Annotated in this window: 13 protein-coding genes; 6 read left to right on the plus strand and 7 right to left on the minus strand. The window is 64.5% G+C overall.

Annotated features, from left to right (window positions below; translation table 11 throughout):
- Window positions 1–10: 10 nt before the first annotated feature.
- The gene (locus tag O0879_RS28070; protein ID WP_289919927.1) at window positions 11–505 is read right to left on the minus strand and encodes a heme-binding protein; all 495 of its coding nucleotides are present in this window, start codon (window positions 503–505) and stop codon (window positions 11–13) included.
- A gap of 138 nt (window positions 506–643) precedes the next feature.
- Between O0879_RS28070 and O0879_RS28075 the strand changes: the two genes are divergently transcribed.
- Complete coding sequence (locus O0879_RS28075) at window positions 644–1,354, plus strand: heavy metal response regulator transcription factor (RefSeq protein WP_289919929.1); 711 nt, start codon at window positions 644–646, stop codon at window positions 1,352–1,354.
- Window positions 1,351–2,760: a heavy metal sensor histidine kinase gene (locus O0879_RS28080; RefSeq protein WP_289919931.1), complete on the plus strand. Its 1,410-nt coding sequence runs from the start codon at window positions 1,351–1,353 to the stop codon at window positions 2,758–2,760. The genes O0879_RS28075 and O0879_RS28080 overlap by 4 nt, the downstream gene beginning before the upstream one ends.
- Window positions 2,761–2,898: 138 nt before the next feature.
- Here O0879_RS28080 and O0879_RS28085 read toward each other — a convergent pair whose 3' ends face one another.
- The 3 genes from O0879_RS28085 to O0879_RS28095 form a co-directional block, all read right to left on the minus strand.
- Window positions 2,899–6,237, minus strand: a complete 3,339-nt coding sequence (locus O0879_RS28085) for an AAA domain-containing protein (protein ID WP_289919932.1) — start codon at window positions 6,235–6,237, stop codon at window positions 2,899–2,901.
- A 174-nt stretch (window positions 6,238–6,411) separates the two neighbouring features.
- Complete coding sequence (locus O0879_RS28090) at window positions 6,412–8,124, minus strand: methyl-accepting chemotaxis protein (RefSeq protein ID WP_289919933.1); 1,713 nt, start codon at window positions 8,122–8,124, stop codon at window positions 6,412–6,414.
- 207 nt (window positions 8,125–8,331) lie between these two features.
- Complete coding sequence (locus tag O0879_RS28095; RefSeq protein WP_289919935.1) at window positions 8,332–9,222, minus strand: LysR family transcriptional regulator; 891 nt, start codon at window positions 9,220–9,222, stop codon at window positions 8,332–8,334.
- A gap of 124 nt (window positions 9,223–9,346) precedes the next feature.
- Here O0879_RS28095 and O0879_RS28100 point away from each other — a divergent pair, with 124 nt between their 5' ends.
- Entirely contained in the window at window positions 9,347–10,528 is a 1,182-nt protein-coding gene (locus O0879_RS28100) for a serine hydrolase domain-containing protein (RefSeq protein ID WP_289919938.1), read from the plus strand.
- Complete coding sequence (locus O0879_RS28105) at window positions 10,525–11,715, plus strand: MFS transporter (protein ID WP_289919939.1); 1,191 nt, start codon at window positions 10,525–10,527, stop codon at window positions 11,713–11,715. Before O0879_RS28100 ends, O0879_RS28105 begins: the two co-directional genes overlap by 4 nt.
- On the opposite strand, the gene O0879_RS28110 is transcribed toward O0879_RS28105, so the two are convergent.
- The 3 genes from O0879_RS28110 to O0879_RS28120 all read right to left on the minus strand — a co-directional run bounded on the left by O0879_RS28110 (window position 11,680) and on the right by O0879_RS28120 (window position 13,761).
- Window positions 11,680–12,225 carry a DinB family protein gene (locus O0879_RS28110; protein ID WP_289900498.1) on the minus strand — a complete coding sequence of 182 codons (546 nt, stop codon included), beginning with the start codon at window positions 12,223–12,225 and terminating at the stop codon, window positions 11,680–11,682. The two genes, O0879_RS28105 and O0879_RS28110, sit on opposite strands and share 36 nt — an antisense overlap.
- Before the next feature lie 31 nt (window positions 12,226–12,256).
- The gene (locus O0879_RS28115; protein WP_077398149.1) at window positions 12,257–12,856 is read right to left on the minus strand and encodes a MarC family protein; all 600 of its coding nucleotides are present in this window, start codon (window positions 12,854–12,856) and stop codon (window positions 12,257–12,259) included.
- A 116-nt stretch (window positions 12,857–12,972) separates the two neighbouring features.
- Complete coding sequence (locus O0879_RS28120) at window positions 12,973–13,761, minus strand: helix-turn-helix transcriptional regulator (protein WP_289919941.1); 789 nt, start codon at window positions 13,759–13,761, stop codon at window positions 12,973–12,975.
- A 100-nt stretch (window positions 13,762–13,861) separates the two neighbouring features.
- On the opposite strand from O0879_RS28120, the gene O0879_RS28125 reads away from it, so the two are divergent.
- Window positions 13,862–14,776, plus strand: coding sequence for a DMT family transporter (locus tag O0879_RS28125; RefSeq protein ID WP_289919942.1), 915 nt, complete (start codon window positions 13,862–13,864; stop codon window positions 14,774–14,776).
- Between the two features lie 41 nt (window positions 14,777–14,817).
- Window positions 14,818–16,434 (plus strand): hypothetical protein, encoded by a 1,617-nt coding sequence (locus O0879_RS28130; protein ID WP_289919946.1) that lies wholly within the window; start codon window positions 14,818–14,820, stop codon window positions 16,432–16,434.
- Window positions 16,435–16,577 lie beyond the last annotated feature (143 nt).

Genomic DNA, 16,577 nt, shown 5'->3' on the forward strand with positions numbered 1-16,577 from the left:
GTTGTTGCTTTCAAGGTGGGGTGGAATCGAGTTCAGGGAGGGCGGCCAGCGCCGCTTGGGCGCAGGCACGGTCTTGCAGGGCGCCACCGCCAGCGGCGACGCCGATGGCGCCAACCACCTGCCCCTGTGCCATCAACGGCAAGCCGCCGCCCAGCAGCAACAGTTCCGGCACGGTGGTCAAATTGTTCATGTCCGGATTGTTGCGGGCCGCCACGGCCAGCGCATAGGTATCGCTCTTGGTGGACAAGGCCGTGTACGCCTTGCGCCGGCTGGCTTCCGTGTTGTGCGGCCCGACGCCATCGGCGCGCTGCACGGCGACGATATTGCCGCCATGGTCCAGTATGGTGACGACGATATGCCGGCCCTGCGCCTGGCACGCGGCCATGGCCGCGCTGGCCAGCTTGTTGGCCGCCGCCAGCGGCAGGTCATTGATATTGCGCAATTGCGCGTGGACGGGACTGGCCAGCAGGCACAGCAGGGTACTGCCGGATAACAGGGTTTTCATGTGGCGTCCAGGAAACAAGATGGCTCCAGTATGGCCAGTGTTGCCCTACGCGAAGATGATCGCCGCATGACATTTTTATCATCCGCGGCGGCGTGCGTGCGGCGTAAAATGGTTTCATATTCCCATTAGAAAGCCGCCATGCGCATCCTGGTCATTGAAGACGAACCGAAGACGGGCGACTACCTGTTGCGCGGCCTGGCCGAGTCCGGTTTCACGGTGAGCCTGGCGCGCAACGGCCGCGACGGTCTGCACATGGCCGGCAGCGAGGCGCCCGATCTGATCGTGCTCGACGTCATGCTGCCCATCATGGATGGCTGGCAAGTCTTGCGCGCACTGCGGCTGCAGGAGGGCGGCGCCGACGTGCCCGTGATTTTTCTCACGGCGCGCGACGAGGTGCAGGACCGGGTCAAGGGGCTGGAACTGGGCGCCGACGATTACCTGGTGAAACCGTTTGCCTTTGCCGAACTGGTGGCGCGCATCCGCACCCTGTTGCGGCGCGGGCCGCCGCGTGAAGACGACGTCATCCGCATCGGCGACATGGAAATCGATGTGATGAAACGCAAGGTCAGCCGGCAAGGCCAGCGCATCACCCTGACGGCCAAGGAATTCGGCTTGCTGCATCTGCTGGCGCGGCGCCAGGGCGAAGTGCTGTCGCGCTCCATCATCGCCTCGCAAGTGTGGGACATCAATTTCGAGAGCGACACCAACGTCATCGACGCGGCCATCCGCCGCCTGCGCAGCAAGCTCGACGACCCGTTCGAACCCAAGCTGATCCACACCTTGCGGGGCATGGGCTATGTCTGCGAATTGCGCGCGCCGACCGTACCCGACAGCGGCGCCGGCGCATGAAATTCTCGCAACTGCGCCGCTCGCTGACCCTGCGCGTCACGCTCGTGTTCGTGCTGATCGTGGCGCTCGTGTCGGCCGGGCTGGGCATGCATCTGTACCGTTCATTTGTGGCGGAAATCGAGCGCCGCGACGATATTTTATTGCTGGGAAAACTGCGGCAAATCCAGCAACTGCTGGGCAATGCGGGCACCCTGGACATCATCCGCGAACGGCCCCAGTATTTCCGCGACACCATGAGCGGGCAAGAGAATTCCCTGGTCCGCATCGTGCGCGCCGATGGCACGCGTTTGATCGATGTCAATCCGCACGGCGAGACAGTGGCGCATGCTGTTCCCGTGGCCGTCGATGTGCCCGTGACGGCGGGCGACATCGTCAGCTGGACCAGCCGCGACGGTTATCCGGCCAGGGTCGTGGCGGCCAGCGCGCGCATCGGCGATCCCGCGCAGATGGCCGACATTTCCGTTGCCCGGGTCTATGGCGACCGCACGGCCATGTTTGCCGCCTACCGCTGGCAGATCGTCGTATCGGTGGCCGTCAGCGCGCTGGTGGCGGCCTTGCTGGCCAGCGTGATGTTGTTGCGGGGATTGCGGCCATTGCGCAATATCGCCGCGCATGCGGCTCTTGTGCGGCCGGGAAAGCTGGAGCAGCAACTCGATGCGCGCGGGGCACCGACGGAGCTCTTGCCCTTGATCCAGGCGCTGAACGCCATGTTGGCGCGGCTGCAGGAAGGCTATGCGCGGCTGTCGCAGTTTTCCGCCGATCTCGCGCATGAATTCCGCACGCCCGTCACCAATCTGCTGGGGCAAAGCCAGGTGATGCTGGCCCGCCCCCGCAGCGCGCACGAGTATGAACAGCTGGTGTCGTCGAATGTGGAAGAGCTGGAGCGGCTGTCGCGCATGATCGACAGCATGCTGTTCCTGGCGCGGGCGCAGCAGGATGAAATGGTGCTCGTCAAGCAAGTCTTGCCCGTGCAGGACGAGTTTTTAAGGCTGGCCGATTTCTTCGAAGGCTTGGCCGAAGAGCGCGAGCTGGCGCTGGCTTGCCACGGCAGCGGCGCGGTGACGGCCGAGCCGCAACTGCTGCGCCGCGCGCTGGGCAATTTGCTGTCGAACGCCATCCGCCACGCGGCGCCCGGCAGCACGATACTGCTGCGTTCGCACGCGACGAACGAGGGTGTGGAATTGAGCGTGAGCAACCTCGGTCCCGCCATCCCCGCGCGCCACCTGCCGCACCTGTTCGAGCGCTTCTACCGCGCCGACCCGGCCCGCAGCGATTCGGCCGCTTCCACAGGCTTAGGATTGGCCATCGTCACGGCCATCATGCAGTTGCATGGCGGCAGCGCGAGCGTGGCGTCCGACGCGGCCGCCACGACGTTTACCCTTGTTTTCCCCGTTGAGAACGCCTGATAAAACCGTAGCGAGCGCAAGAGAGGTTCGGCGCCCCCGTTGTGTCGAGAGGCGGAAATGTGCGCAGGCACGGGGCCGCCTAGGCAGTGAGCATCGGAGGCGGCAAACCGCGACGCGCAGCAGGTTTGCTCAGGTGTTTTACCCCATTTCCACCAAAAACTCATGCATGCCCGTATGCGGCAATTGCGCACACGCCGGCGCAAAGTGCGGCAACTGCCCCCACAGCAGCGGGTTGCCGACGATGTACACGTAATGCTGCGCGCGCGTCAGGGCCACGTTGAGCAGGTTCGGCGTGGCCGCCGCCCATTGCGCGGCGCCGGCCGTGCTGTCGTCGGCGCCGAGGACCAGCATCACCACGCTTTGTTCCTTGCCCTGGAATGTGTGCACGGTGCCCACCATCTGGCTGCTCCACTGGCGCAATTCGCGCGCCGTCGGCGCCTTGCCATAGCCGAGGCGGCGGTCCCAGTCCATATCGACGATGCGCGAACGCAATTCGTTGCGCACGGCCTTGAACGGCGTGATCACATACATGTCCGGCAGCTTGCCGTCGCGGCGATACAGCTTCAACAGCACTTCCAGCACGAAATCGAGCTGCACGGGCACCACCTGCTTGTAGCTGACGGGGCCGACGGCGTCGATCCAGCAGCTGGGGCCACGCGTCAGGCCCCGCGCGCCGGCCGGCGGCGTGCGCTCGGCCAGCCCGTAGACCATCTTGTCTTCGTAGGCGATGCTGTTGGCCAGCGAAAACATCGGTTCCACGCAGCGGCGGTGCACGCGCAGGGGGCTGCCTATCCACAGCGGCTGTGCGCTGCCGGCGCCGACGATGGCGCCATAGCGGTTGGCCTTGTCGGCCAGGGTCTGCACGGAAACGCTGGTCGGCGCGTAGCTGCCATCGCGCGTGTGCGGCGACAGGGCGGATAACGTTTGCACGAGGCGGCCCGGCACCGTGAACACGGGTTCGATCTGCAGCGGGTCGCCCACGACGACGGCGCGCTTGGCGCGCCACAGGCTGCCCAGCGCCGCTTGCGGCACGGCCTGGCCCGCTTCATCGATGAACAGCCAGCCCAGCGATTCGGGACCCATGCCCTGGAACTGGCGCGCGAACGAGGCAAACGTGGTCGACACGACGGGCACCACCATGAACAGGCTGTGCCACACCATGGCGATATGCGACTGGTCGTAGGCGCGCTTGTTTTTCAGCAATTTGGAGACGGCCAGCAAGTTGCCGCCAAAGCCGGGCCCACCCTTCTTCGCCACCTCGGCCAGCCACGCTTCATGCAGGGCCAGGGCCTTGGCGAACAGGCGCGAGCGCAGGCGGGCCAGGGCCGGTTCATGCCACAGGCCGCCAATTTGCAGGGCGTCGCTGTCCAGCTCGTCCAGGGTCGCCGGCGCGAGGATGGTGGGGAAGCGCATGCGCGCGCGGCGCAGCAGTTCCGTGCTGTCATCCCATTCGCGCTGGCGCGATTGCGCCGTGCGCAGGGCGATGTGCAAGCTGTTGCGGGCGCGCTCGCAGCGCGGCTCCAGTTCGCCCTTCAGCAGCAGCTTGATGGCGGACACGTCGCGCGCGGCCTGGCGTTGCGCTTCGGCATTGGCCACGACGGCATCCTTGTAGGCACGCGCCGGGGCCGTGCGGAACAGGCGGGCAAAGAAGCCGGGCTGCGTCAGCGCTACCAGGCGTTCCTCTTCCAGCAAATCCTTCTTGCTGGCGAGCAAGGTATCCTGCTGCGCCAGCGCGCCGGACAGGGCGCCGTTGGCCGCATCCATTTCTTGTTCCGCGGCAATCAGCGCATGCTGGCTGGCCTCGATGAAATCGGCTTCCGTGCACGTGCCCACGGCTTGCCACAGGGCCGCGTATTGGGCGTGCTCGGCAAGGGCCTTTTCCACCACGTGTTCCGTCTCGCGAAATTCGCGCGCGGCCTGGGCGAAGCTCACGCCCTGGTAGCTGGCCAGCCACTGGCGGATATTCTGCGCGTTCGGCGTCTTGCGCGCCGTGCTCTTGTCCCAGTCGTCGTCATAGAAATTGCTGACGAAGCGGCGGCGGTTCGCGCTGTTGCCCAGCGCACAAGACATCAAGCCCCAGGGCGCTTCCGCCTCGCCCAGGGCGCGGTTGGCGCCATTGCCGTCCGCCACGACCCGGCGCGCCACGCTTTCGAAATAGCGCGTGCGCGCCCATTCCTTGCCCAGCTGCTTGGGCTTGGGTAAATCGCCGGAAATGTTTTCCACGGCCGCATTGTTCGACGAGGCGACGACCATTTCAAAGCCCGTCAGTTCCGGGCGCAAGCGGGCAATCGTGATGGGGTCGCGCACGCCTTCGAAGGCGACGGCTACCTTGCCGATGAAGGCGTCGCCGGCGCGGTCCAGGCAAGACAGCACGGCGGCGCGGCGCACGATGTTGTCAGCGAACAATTCACGCAACAAGGTCGTCTTGCCCGTGCCGGGCGGGCCGTTGACGGAAAAGATGCCCCGTTCGTGCAAGCCCGTGCGCGCGCCATGGATGGCGAACTGCTGCATCAGGCTCATGGCGTAGCTGGCGTCTTCCAGCCAGTGTCCCCGGTTCATGTTGGCCGGATTGAGCATGGCGGCCAGCGCCTGGCGTCCTGCCGGGCTGTACAGGTCGATGCGTTCATCCTGCTCCAGCGGCGTCAGGTAGGCGGCGACCGTCGCGGGCAGCTTGCCGCCACGCAAGGCGCGGATGATCTGTTCCAGGTCATCCAGGTAAAAACTGTTGAGGATATCGATCGAGGGTTCCACCGCGTCGCCGAAGTCCAGCGTGCGGTTCTGGCTGGCCTCCAGCGTATCGGCGTCCGTCGCGGCCACACGTTTCTTGCGCGTGCGCAATTCCAGCACGGCCAGCGGCTGGCCGGCGGACGGGCGGAAACCGGCCCAGTCCATCAGCAGGTCGGCCAGCGCGGCGATTTCCATGCCGGACAGGGGCGACGAGACATTGCCCGCCTCGTCCGTCACTGGCTGCGGGGTGCGGCTTGCCGCGAAGTTGCGCAGGCTGTCTTGCAGCGCCAGCTGGCTGTCGCTGAAGGCGTCCAGGCTCAGGCCGGACCAGTCCGGCGTGCGGGCGCGGCCCAGGGCCCACGGCAAGGTCGACACGGAGACGGGATCGAACTGTGGCTCGCCCAGCGCATTGAGGTTCAGGCGGGCAAAGCACGAGCGTCCCAGCAGTTCTGTTTTTTCTGTTTCGGCAATGTTTTCCGGGCCGTTGGCCGGCGGACAAGCCTTGTTGATTTCGGCCTTGTCGAACACGCCGAGGAACAGGCTGAAGCCGTCGATCTCGCGGTCGGACGGCACTTGCCATTGCGTGGCGAACTGTGGCGGCAATTGCGCCAGCTGTTCGCGCTGCAGGAGGCGCACGGTGGACGGGTCTTCAACGTCCGTGATTTGATTCAGGTCAAACGGGATAAAGAATTCGATCTTGTGCCAATACTCCAGGATAGCCAGGAGGCGCTGCTGTTCTGCCTGATTCATGATGACCAATATTTTGTAAAGCGAGCGAGGATTGTAAAGCGTATGCGCGGTGCACGTTTTGCACTTTTGTCTATTGCGCGGGCTTTGCCGCAAAAAAAGTGATGATTGCGGACGAAAAAAAGCCAGGCAGCAACTTCCTGCCTGGCTTTCCCGTGGTGAGGATGTTGCTATTGGTTAAAACTCTTCCCATTCGCTCTCGGCGCCGGCATTGCTGCGGCGTGCCGGCGCGGCCGCCACGGCCTTGCGCGCGGGCGCGGGCCGGGTTGCGGGAGGCGCGACTTTCGCCGCCGCGGGTGCCGCTGCAGTACGCACCGGCGTCAGCCTGGGTGCGCTGGCGACATGGTTGCCGGTTTTAAAGAAACCCACGACGTGGGCCAGCTCGCCCGCCTGTTCCTGCATGCTTTGCGAAGCGGCGGCCGCTTCTTCCACGAGGGCCGCGTTTTGCTGCGTCACTTCATCCATCTGGGCAATGGCCATGTTGATCTGTTCGATGCCGATGGTTTGCTCGTGCGTGGCGGAGGTAATCTCTCCCATGATGTCGGTCACGCGCACGATGCTGTCGACGATGTCGCCCATGGTTTGGCCTGCTTCATTGACGAGGCGCGAACCCGTGTCCACGTTGGCGACGGACGCGGCGATCAGTTCCTTGATTTCCTTGGCGGCCGAGGCCGAACGGTGGGCCAGGTTGCGCACTTCCGTGGCCACGACGGCGAAGCCACGGCCCTGTTCGCCCGCGCGTGCCGCTTCCACGGCCGCGTTCAAGGCCAGGATGTTGGTCTGGAAGGCGATGCCGTCGATGACGCCGATGATGTCGACGATCTTGCGCGACGATGCATTGATGGTGCCCATGGTGTCGACCACTTGCGAAACGATGCTGCCGCCGCGCACGGCCACTTCCGATGCGCTTTTCGCCAGCTGGTTCGCCTGGCGCGCATTGTCCGCGTTCTGTTTCACGGTCGAGGTCAGCTCTTCCATGGCCGACGCCGTTTCTTCCAGCGAACTGGCTTGCTCTTCCGTGCGTGACGACAGATCGAGGTTGCCTGCGGCAATTTCGCTCGACGCCGTGGAAATCGCCTCCGTGCCGTGGCGCACTTGCGCCACCACGCCCAGCAAGCTCGTGTTCATGGCTTTCAGGGCGCCCAGCAGGCGGCCCGTTTCATCGCTGGAATTGACGACGATGTGCGACGACAAGTCGCCCGAGGCCACGGTTTCGGCCACGCTGACGGCCGCATTGATGGGCTGGGTGATCGAGCGCGTGATGATCCAGGCAACGAAGGCGCCCAGCAGCACGGCCACGCTGCCCAGGGCTATCATGGAGGCGCGCGCGCTCGTGCTCAGCGTTTCGGCGTCCGTCGCCGCCTGCGCCGCCTGCTGCGCTTCATACGCGACCAGGCTGTCGAGCGCGCCCAGCACGATCTTCAGGCTCGGTGCCGCCTGCTGCGTCAAAAAGGCGATCGCTTCTTCCGTCTGGCCCGCATTGCGCAGCTCGATGACCTTGTTGTTCAGCGGCGCGCCCGATTTCAGGGCCGCGTCCAGTTCGGCCATCAGCGCCGTTTCCTTGTCCGTCGAAATCTTCTTTTGCAAGGTTTCCTTGGCGGCGCCGTATTTCTTGCGCGCTTCGCCGATCTTCGCCAGTTCCGCCTGCACCAGCGCTTCCGTCGGCGCCACCACAATGCTCGTGATCGCCAGGGTAATGTTGCGCACGTTGTCGCTCATGGTATTGGCGGCCGCCATCTTGACGTTCTTGTCGGCCACGATGTCGTGCGTGCGCGCGCTCAGTTGCCCCATGGAATACAGGCCGACGAGCAAGACGGCCACCAGCAGGCCGAGGACGACAGCAAACCCGATCCCGAGCCGGGTGCCGATTTTGAATTGTGTGAGTGACATGATTGCTTTCGTGTTGCGGAAGTGAAGGAAAACGTCGACAGGCCAGGGCTACGGGTTTATACGTAAGGGCGACCAGCCTGTAATTGTTCCTCAAAATTCCGCACTGCAATACAAAAACTTGTATCAAGTCCCCGAAAAGTTTAAAAATTGGTAGCAAATTAAATAAGTTGTCGTGTGGAAACAACGAGCGCGGCGCCGGATGCGGACTCAGCTTTCCGGAAACACGTGCGTGGCCAGGAAGTCGATGAAGGCGCGCAGTTTCGGCGTCAGGTGGCGGCTGCTGGGCCACAGGATGCGAAAGGTCCCGTCGTGCCGGCGGTGCGCGTCCAGCACCGGCTGCAAGCGGCCGCTAGCGAGCGCCGCGCGCACGGCAAAGTCGGGCAGGGCGGCGATGCCCAGGCCGCTTTCGGCAAAGTGCAGCAGGGTTTCGACATTGTTGCAGTTCAGTAGCGCCGGCAAACCCGCCGCGTGCAAGGCGGGCCATTCGGCCAAAGGCCAGGCCTCGACCTTGCCGCTGCTTGGAAACTTGTACAGCAAACAAGTGTGCTGCGCCAGGTCGGTAGGAAGCTCCGGCGTGCCGTTGCGCGCCAGATAGGCGGGCGCGGCCACCAGCTGCAGCTGGAACTGGCCCAGCTGGCGGCTCATCAACCGGCTGTCGGCGCTTTCGCCCGCGCGTACGACGGCGTCGTAGCCTTCCTCGATGACGTCGACCCGGCGGTCGCTGAAATCGAGGTCGAGCTCCACCAGCGGATAGGCGCGCGCAAAGGCCGCCAGCACGGGATTGAGCAGGCTGCCCACTTGCGGCAGGCTGACGCGTAGCCGGCCTCGGGGTGAGCTCTTGCTGTTCGACAACTCCAGCTCGGCCGCCTCGATCTCGCCCAGGATACGCCGGCAGCGTTCGAGGAACACGGTGCCTTCGCTCGTCAGCGCGATACTGCGCGTGCTGCGCTGAAACAGGCGCACGTCCAGGCGCTGTTCCAGCCGCGCGATGCTCTTGCCCACGGCCGAGGCGGAAATGCCGAGCACCCGGCCCGCCGCCACGAAACTGCGCGTTTCGGCCGCCTGCACGAAGGCCGTGAATCCCGCCAGGTTATCCATGTTGTCCCCGTTTCATCACCGTTGATTGCGGATGCCAGCGTCCGCACAGAAAGAAACTATAGCCTGTTTTTCTTTGATCGCGCCTGGCTTACCTTGGCAGCCTGATCATTTGAAAGGCTCAGCCATGACGTACAACTTCTCTCCTGCGGCCTTGTCCGGCCGCATCGATGCCTTGCTGGACCTTGTTTTGCAGCAGCAGCGCCTGGCGGGCGCCGTGGTGCTCGTGCGCCACCGTGGCCAGGACGTGTATCGCCGCGCGGCCGGCCACCTGGACCGCGAGGCGGGCACGCCCATGGTTGAGGACGCCGTCTTTCGCCTGGCGTCCGTCAGCAAACCCATCGTCTCGACGGCCGCGCTGGCGCTGGTAGGGCAGCAGCGCCTGGGCCTGGACGACCTGGTGGCGCGCTGGCTGCCGTATTTTGCGCCGCGCCAGCCGGACGGCGCCGTGGCGGCGATGACCGTGCGCCACTTGCTCACGCACACGGCCGGCCTCGATTACGGCTTTTTCCAGCCGCCGGGCGGCGCGTATGCGCAGGCCGGGGTGTCGGACGGCATGGATGCCTCCCGCATGACCCTGGCAGACAACCTGCGCCGCCTGGCCACCGTGCCGCTCGCGTATGCGCCGGGCGAGCGCTGGGGGTATTCGATCGCCACCGACGTGCTGGGCGCCGTGATCGAAGCGGTGACGGGCTTGCCGCTGGCGCACGCCGTGGCACAGTTGGTAACGGCGCCGCTGGCCATGCGCGGCACGGGTTTCCTGGCGATGGATCCGGCGCGCCTGGCCGTCGCCTATGCGGACCGCGCAGCGGGAGAATCCCGGCCGCGCCGTTTGCTGGATGCGGGGGAAGACCGCTTGCCGTTTCTCGATGGCATGGCAGGTTTTACCTTGTCGCCGGCGCGCGCCCGCGATGCGCACGCCTACCCGTCCGGCGGCGCCGGCATGGTCGGTTCCGCCCCCGACTTCATGCGCCTGCTGGAAACCTTGCGGCTGGGCGGCGCACCGCTGTTGCCGCCGGCGCTGGCGCGCCAGATGGGCGAAAGCCAGACGGGTGATTTCGACTTGCCGTTCTGGCCCGGCCGCGGCTTCGGCCTGGGTTTTACCGTGCTGACGGACCCGCAACTGGCCGCTACGCCCGAGTCGGCTGGCAGCTGGCGCATGGGCGGCACGTATGGCCATTCGTGGTTTGTTGACCCTGCGCAAGAATTGTCCGTGGTGGCGTTCACGAATACGGCATTGGAGGGCATGGCGGGGCCGTTCGTGACGGAGCTGTGCCAGGCAGTGTATGGCGTGGAGCAGGGGCAATGACCCGCCCGCATCCCATCGTCTTCCTCGCGCTGGGCTTGTTCGGCGTGTATTGCATCGAGTTTGGCGTGGTGGGTATCTTGCCGATGATCATGCAGCGCTATGCCGTGACGGCCGCGCAGGCGGGCTCGCTGGTGAGCCTGTTCGCCCTGGTGATCGCCGTGGGCGGCCCCTTCCTTGTGCTGCTGGCCACACGCTGGCGCCGCAAGCGCGTGCTGATCGTTTCCCTGCTCGTGTTCGCGCTGGCCAGCGCGGCGTCCGTCTATGCGCCCCGCTTCGAACTGCTGCTGGCGCTGCGCATCGTGCCGGCCCTGTTCCATCCCGTGTATTTCTCGCTGGCCATGGTGGCGGCCGCCGCCCTGTATCCGCCACGCGAGGCGGCGCGGGCCGGCGCGCATGCGTTCACGGGCACCAGCATGGGCATGGTGCTGGGGATTCCGCTCACCACCTGGATCGCTGCGCAATATGGTTACGAGGCATCGTTTCTTGCCTGCGCCCTCGTCAACGCCCTGGCCGCGCTGGGGCTGTGCCTGTTCTTGCCGGACACGCCGCGCGAAGCGCCGATGGCGTATGGCCGCCAGCTGGCCGTGCTGCGCAAACCCGCCTTGTGGTTCACCATTGCCGCCGCCGTGCTGGTGTTTTCCGCCATGTTTGCCGTGTATGCGTATGCGGCCGCTTACCTGCAGCAGGTGGCGGGCTTGTCGGCGCGCCAGACGGGGCTGGCGCTGGTGGTGTTTGGCGTGGGCGGCGTGGCGGGCAATCTGTACGCGGGGCGCCAGCTGGGCACGCATGTGCTGCGCACGGTCGTGCTGCAGCCACTGCTGCTGGGGCTGGCGTACTGGCTGCTGTACCGCCATGCGGGAACTGGTCTCGGCTGGGCGCCGCTGGCCTTCTTGCTGCTGTTCTGGGGCGCGGCGCACACGAGCGGGCTGATCGTCACGCAAGTATGGCTCAGCAGCGAAGCGCGCGAGGCGCCCGCGTTTGCCATCGGCGTGTATATCGCCGCCATCAACCTGGGCGTGACGGTGGGCGCGCTGGCGGGCGGCATGGCCATCGCCCGCTACGGCATGCAGGGGGCGCTGGTTTGCGGCGGGCTGTTCGGTGCGCTGGCGCTGGCCTTGATCTTGCTCAAGGCGTGGCGCTACCGCCCATCGTCAGTCTTGAATATGGTTGGGGATGCGAAACAGTAGATCCGTGTCGCCGATGTCCACGCCCGCCTGCGACAGCAGGGTGCTGGCCTGGCCCCGGTGATGGGTCTGGTGATTGAAGAAATGCATGAGCAGGCTGAAAAATTCGCGCCGGTTCGGCCCCTTGCTGTTGCGGTAATCGAGCAGGTGGTCCAGGTCTTCTTCCCGGATGGAGGCGGCCCAGTCGACGATGAGCCGGTCCAGCCATTGCCGGTGCGCATGCATGGCGGCAAAATCCTCGGCCGCGAACAGCGGGTGCGTGAGCGACGCGGGCGGCGTGATGGCGCGGATGGGGTCGAGCAGGGGGAAGCCGGCCGGGTGCTTCGCATAGCGCTGCAGCCACAGGGTGTCGCCCACCATCACGTGGTTCAGGGTGGCCAGCAGGGAACCGAAGAAGGCGCCCCGCTCGCGTTGCAGCTCTTCGGGCGGCAGGCTGGCCGCCGCCGCGTAGACCTTGGCATTCATCCACTGGTTGTAATCGGCCATCAGGCAAAGGTGGGCGCAACGGCTCATGCTGGACTCCTTCAGTGGATGAGTGACTATGTTAAACGGATTTCAGGAACGCCCGTATGCCGGCGAGCAACATTTCAATGGCCATCGCCGTCAGGATCAAGCCCATCAGGCGTTCAAACGCCGTCATGACCCTTGGACCGAGCGCCCGCTGCAAGCGTTCCGCGCACAGGAAGACGGCCAGCCAGACGGCGGCCACGGCCGTCAAGCCCGCCACGTGGGCGATGACGTCGTTCATTTCATGCGAGGAAAACAGCAAGACGGTCGCCAGGGCCGACGGGCCGGCCAGCGCGGGGATGGCCAGCGGCACGATGAACGGTTCGCCGCCCATCTCGTGGTCGCTATTGCCGGCGTTGGGCTGCGGAAACACCATGCGCATGGCGATCAGGAACAGGATCACGCCGCCGCCGATGCGCAGGGCGACTTCCGACAACTGCAAGGCATTCAGGAAATGGCGGCCGAAGAACATAAACAGCAGCAAGATGCCGAAGGCGATCATGCACTCGCGCACCACGACTTTCCAGCGCCGCTCGACCGGCACACGCTTGAGGGCATTGACGAACAGGGAAACGTTGCCGAACGGATCGGTGACGAGCAAGAGCAGGATAAAAGTCTGGAAGAAATTCTGTGTCATGGTGGTGTGATTGAGGTCAACACCGCTGCCAGGATGGGCGCGGTGCGATAAGGCTTGCGATGATAACAAGAGCGGCGGCTATCGCCCATGATTATTGATGCATAGCAGCATTTTTTTTACGCAGCGATGACTTTTGCCTGGTAAAACGCGGTGGGCGTGGTGCCGAAGTGCTTCCTGAACATGGCGGTGAACGCACTTTGGCTCGTGTAGCCATTGTCCATGGCCACGTCGATGACCTTGCTGCCGTGCGCCAATTGTTCCAGCGCCCGCAGCAAGCGCGCCTGCTGGCGCCACTGGCCAAAGCGCATGCCCGTCTGTTTCTGGAACAAGCGGTGCAGGCTGCGCTCGGTGATCGCCAATTCCTGCGCCCAGTGCGCCACCGTCTGCTGTTCGCCCGGCTGCTCCATCAGCCGCGCGCAAATGCCGCGCAGGCGCGCATCGATGGGCAGCGGCAGATACAGGGGCAGCACGGGCAGGCTGTCGAGCTCGTGCAACAGCAATTGCAGCAGATGCCAGTCGCGGCTGCCTTCCGTGAAATCGGGCGCGATGTCGACGGCCGCCACGATCAGTTGCCGCAGCAGGGGGCTGATGTCGAGCACGCAACTGTGGCGCGGCAGCAATGGCGAGCTGGCGCAATCGATGAAGACGGTGCGCATTTTCACGGCGCCGCTCATGCGCACCTGATGCGCGATGCCGGGCTGCAGCCACACGCCGCGCGTGGGCGGCACCACCCAGCGTCCGCCCTGCGCTTCGATGGTCATCACGCCTTCGATGGCGTACAGCAATTGCGCATGCGTGTGGCGGTGCACGGAAATCACGTGGCCATGCGCATAGTCGACGGCCAGCGCCATGGCGCGCGCCGTGACGGGCAGCAATTCCTGAAAGGCGGGCGAGGAACAATCCATATGAAGGTCAGTTTTGCGATAGGTATGGACATCTTAGCGCGAGAAGGCGCCGCGCGCCTGCGGCATGATGGTTCCCCCGCAACTATTCCCGGAGTAACACATGCCTGTGCGCGCCTATCTGTACCCGTTCCTGGCCATGCTGCTGTGGGCCGGCAATGTCGTCGTCTCGAAACTGGCCGCGTCCAGCATCGCCCCCACGGCCATCACTTTTTACCGCCTGGTGCTGGTCTTGCTGGTGATGACGCCGTTTATCGCCCGTCCCCTGTGGCGCAACCGCGCCGCCCTGCGCCGCCAGTGGTGGCAGCTGGCCCTGTGCGGCGTGATGTCGATGGCCCTGTTCCAGAGCCTGTCCTACCGCGCCGCCGAATCGACGACGGCGACGAATATGGCCATCGTCACGGCGCTGGCGCCCCTGATGACGGCCCTGCTCAGCGTGCTGCTGCTGGGCGAACGCCTGACGCTGGGCATGGCGGCCGGCGGCGTGCTGTCGTTTGGCGGCTTGCTGTACCTGGTGGGGCGCGGCGACGTGCTGGCCTTACTGCAGCAGGGCGTACATGCGGGCGATGCGCTGATGCTGCTGGCTTGCTTGGTCTTTGCTTTGTACGGCGTGCTGCTGCGCCGCTGGCGTTTATCCATTCCTGCCTGGCAATCCATTTATTGCCAGGCCCTGGCGGCGCTGGCCTGCATGCTGCCGCTGTTCCTGCTGTTGCCGCCCGGCAGCGCCAGGCTGGACGCCACCACCTTGCCGCTGATCGGCTATGCGGGCATCGGTTCGTCCATCGTGCTGTCCTACCTGTGGATCGAAGGGGTAAAACTGCTGGGGCCGAACCGCTGCAGCATTTACGTCAACCTGCTGCCTTTGCTGACGGCCTTGCTTGCCATCGTCTGGTTGCACGAAAGCATGCATGTGTACCACCTGGTCGGCGGCGGGATTTCGCTGCTGGGCGTGTTGCTGGCGCAGACGGTGCAGCGGCCCCTGTGGCGCCAGCGTCCTCGCGTGTCCGGTCTTGCCTGAATGGCCATGCATAATGGCGGTTTTTCGGCAGTGGAGTTGACATGCGGCAAACATTTTGGATGAGCACGATGGCGGCGCTGCTGGCGCTGGGAAATGCGGCGTCGGCGCAGGCGGCGCGTTTCTATGAAGGCGTCCCCATGGCCACCGCCAAGGTTGTCGAGCGCCGCGACGGCGGCGTGGTGCTGGCTTTCCTGCGGGAAAACGGCGAAGTCAACGGCTACTATTGCCAGTGCAACGGCATCAGCGACAAGCGCATGAACCTGGACAAGTATGGCAAGGCCAGCATCGCGGCCGTGTTCCAGGTCGACCTCGACAGCGAAGGCGAAACGACGTTCGTGCTTAGCCGCAGCGCTGGCAGTGGCACGGCGTATGGTTTGCATGCTTACCGCTACGAATCCAGCGGCGGCAAGATGTTCAAGGTCGCCGCCCTGCAGCCCACCCTGGACGCCCTCGTGCGCGGCGCCAAGGTCATGGATGAAGCGCGGGTGCGCGCCGCGCTGGGCCGTTTGCAGTTGATCGACTACAGCATCGATTACGCGCCCACGGGCGTGGCCGAGTTCGACGCCATCGAGCATGGCCATGGCACCCTGGTCGGCTATTTCAATATCGATGGCGAGTTATTGCCAGGCAAGCCGGCCGATAAGCCCGCGTTTGCCTATAAAAAAACTTTCCAGGAAAAGGATGGTCATTTCCTCACGGTCACCTATCTGCTGGGCAAGGGCTGGCAAGGGGGGCGCGCGCCCAGTTATCACGCCAAGTGGATCACCTGGGAAACGCAGCCGCAGCATTTTGCCGCCAGCCAGGATGGACTGTTTATCGAATATGACGTGAATTGCTGCGTGGGCAGCGTGTTTGCCCGCGGTCAGTATGCGCATGGCAAGCGTATCGGCGTATGGCACTACGAAGAGCCGAACACCATCCGCTCGTCTGGCGCCTTTGTCGACGACAAAGCGGAAGGACCATGGACGTATGAAAGCGGCGATGAAACGACGACGGGACAGATGCTCAAGGGCCAGCGCACGGGCCGTTGGGAAGTGAGCCCTGGCGTGGCCGAATGGCGCGAAGCGGACATGCACAGCTTCACCGGTTACGACCATTTCGTGAAAGATCGCCTGGATGGCCCCAGCGAGCGCCGCATCGATGGTGTGGTGCAATGGCAGGGCAACTATGTGAACGGCAAGAAGCAGGGCCAGTGGGTGGAACCTGGCGGTGGCGGCCGTTATGTCGACGACGTCAAGCAGGGGCCGTGGAAGAAGGCGACGCCGGACGGCGGCTGGCAAGTGCTGACCATGCTCGATGGCAAACCGGAAGGCAAGCTGGAACAATACGGGGCCAATGGCCAGCTGGAACTGGTCGAACATTACCGCCTGGGCAAGCTGGAAGGGCCGATGGAGAGTTTTTATCCGGATGGCAAGCGACGCTACCAGGGTTCGTTTGTCGACGGCGAGCGCGATGGCGCAGAAACCCTGTTTTATCCCGATGGCGAATTGCCGCAATTTCACCGCAATTGGCACCAGGGCGTGTTGCATGGCGTCAACCTCGAGAATTTCCAGAACGGAAAACCGAAGCAGATCGGCGCCTACGACATGGGCAGGAAAACGGGCCGCTTCCAGTATTTCCGCGACGATGGCCAGCTGATTGAAGAAACCATGTATTAACTTGCTGACTAGCATAAATGGCATTCCGCCGCGACCGCGCACGACAGCGGAATGCCAGTTCTGCGCAAAAAACATCATCCACTTGTTACAAATCGTGAAAATCCATGCTGGATGTTGCTACTGGTAATCTTTCCCTGTATCTT

It is taken from the genome of Janthinobacterium sp. SUN120 (assembly GCF_030397735.1).
Classification (GTDB): Bacteria; Pseudomonadota; Gammaproteobacteria; order Burkholderiales; family Burkholderiaceae_D; genus Janthinobacterium; species Janthinobacterium kumbetense.

Bases quoted from the DNA above. Each gene is read 5' to 3' on its own strand.
- O0879_RS28070 (WP_289919927.1), bottom strand. From the start codon at position 505: ATGAAAACCCTGTTATCCGGCAGTACCCTGCTGTGCCTGCTGGCCAGT.
- O0879_RS28075 (WP_289919929.1), top strand. From the start codon at position 644: ATGCGCATCCTGGTCATTGAAGACGAACCGAAGACGGGCGACTACCTG.
- O0879_RS28080 (WP_289919931.1), top strand. From the start codon at position 1,351: ATGAAATTCTCGCAACTGCGCCGCTCGCTGACCCTGCGCGTCACGCTC.
- O0879_RS28085 (WP_289919932.1), bottom strand. From the start codon at position 6,237: ATGAATCAGGCAGAACAGCAGCGCCTCCTGGCTATCCTGGAGTATTGG.
- O0879_RS28090 (WP_289919933.1), bottom strand. From the start codon at position 8,124: ATGTCACTCACACAATTCAAAATCGGCACCCGGCTCGGGATCGGGTTT.
- O0879_RS28095 (WP_289919935.1), bottom strand. From the start codon at position 9,222: ATGGATAACCTGGCGGGATTCACGGCCTTCGTGCAGGCGGCCGAAACG.
- O0879_RS28100 (WP_289919938.1), top strand. From the start codon at position 9,347: ATGACGTACAACTTCTCTCCTGCGGCCTTGTCCGGCCGCATCGATGCC.
- O0879_RS28105 (WP_289919939.1), top strand. From the start codon at position 10,525: ATGACCCGCCCGCATCCCATCGTCTTCCTCGCGCTGGGCTTGTTCGGC.
- O0879_RS28110 (WP_289900498.1), bottom strand. From the start codon at position 12,225: ATGAGCCGTTGCGCCCACCTTTGCCTGATGGCCGATTACAACCAGTGG.
- O0879_RS28115 (WP_077398149.1), bottom strand. From the start codon at position 12,856: ATGACACAGAATTTCTTCCAGACTTTTATCCTGCTCTTGCTCGTCACC.
- O0879_RS28120 (WP_289919941.1), bottom strand. From the start codon at position 13,761: ATGGATTGTTCCTCGCCCGCCTTTCAGGAATTGCTGCCCGTCACGGCG.
- O0879_RS28125 (WP_289919942.1), top strand. From the start codon at position 13,862: ATGCCTGTGCGCGCCTATCTGTACCCGTTCCTGGCCATGCTGCTGTGG.
- O0879_RS28130 (WP_289919946.1), top strand. From the start codon at position 14,818: ATGCGGCAAACATTTTGGATGAGCACGATGGCGGCGCTGCTGGCGCTG.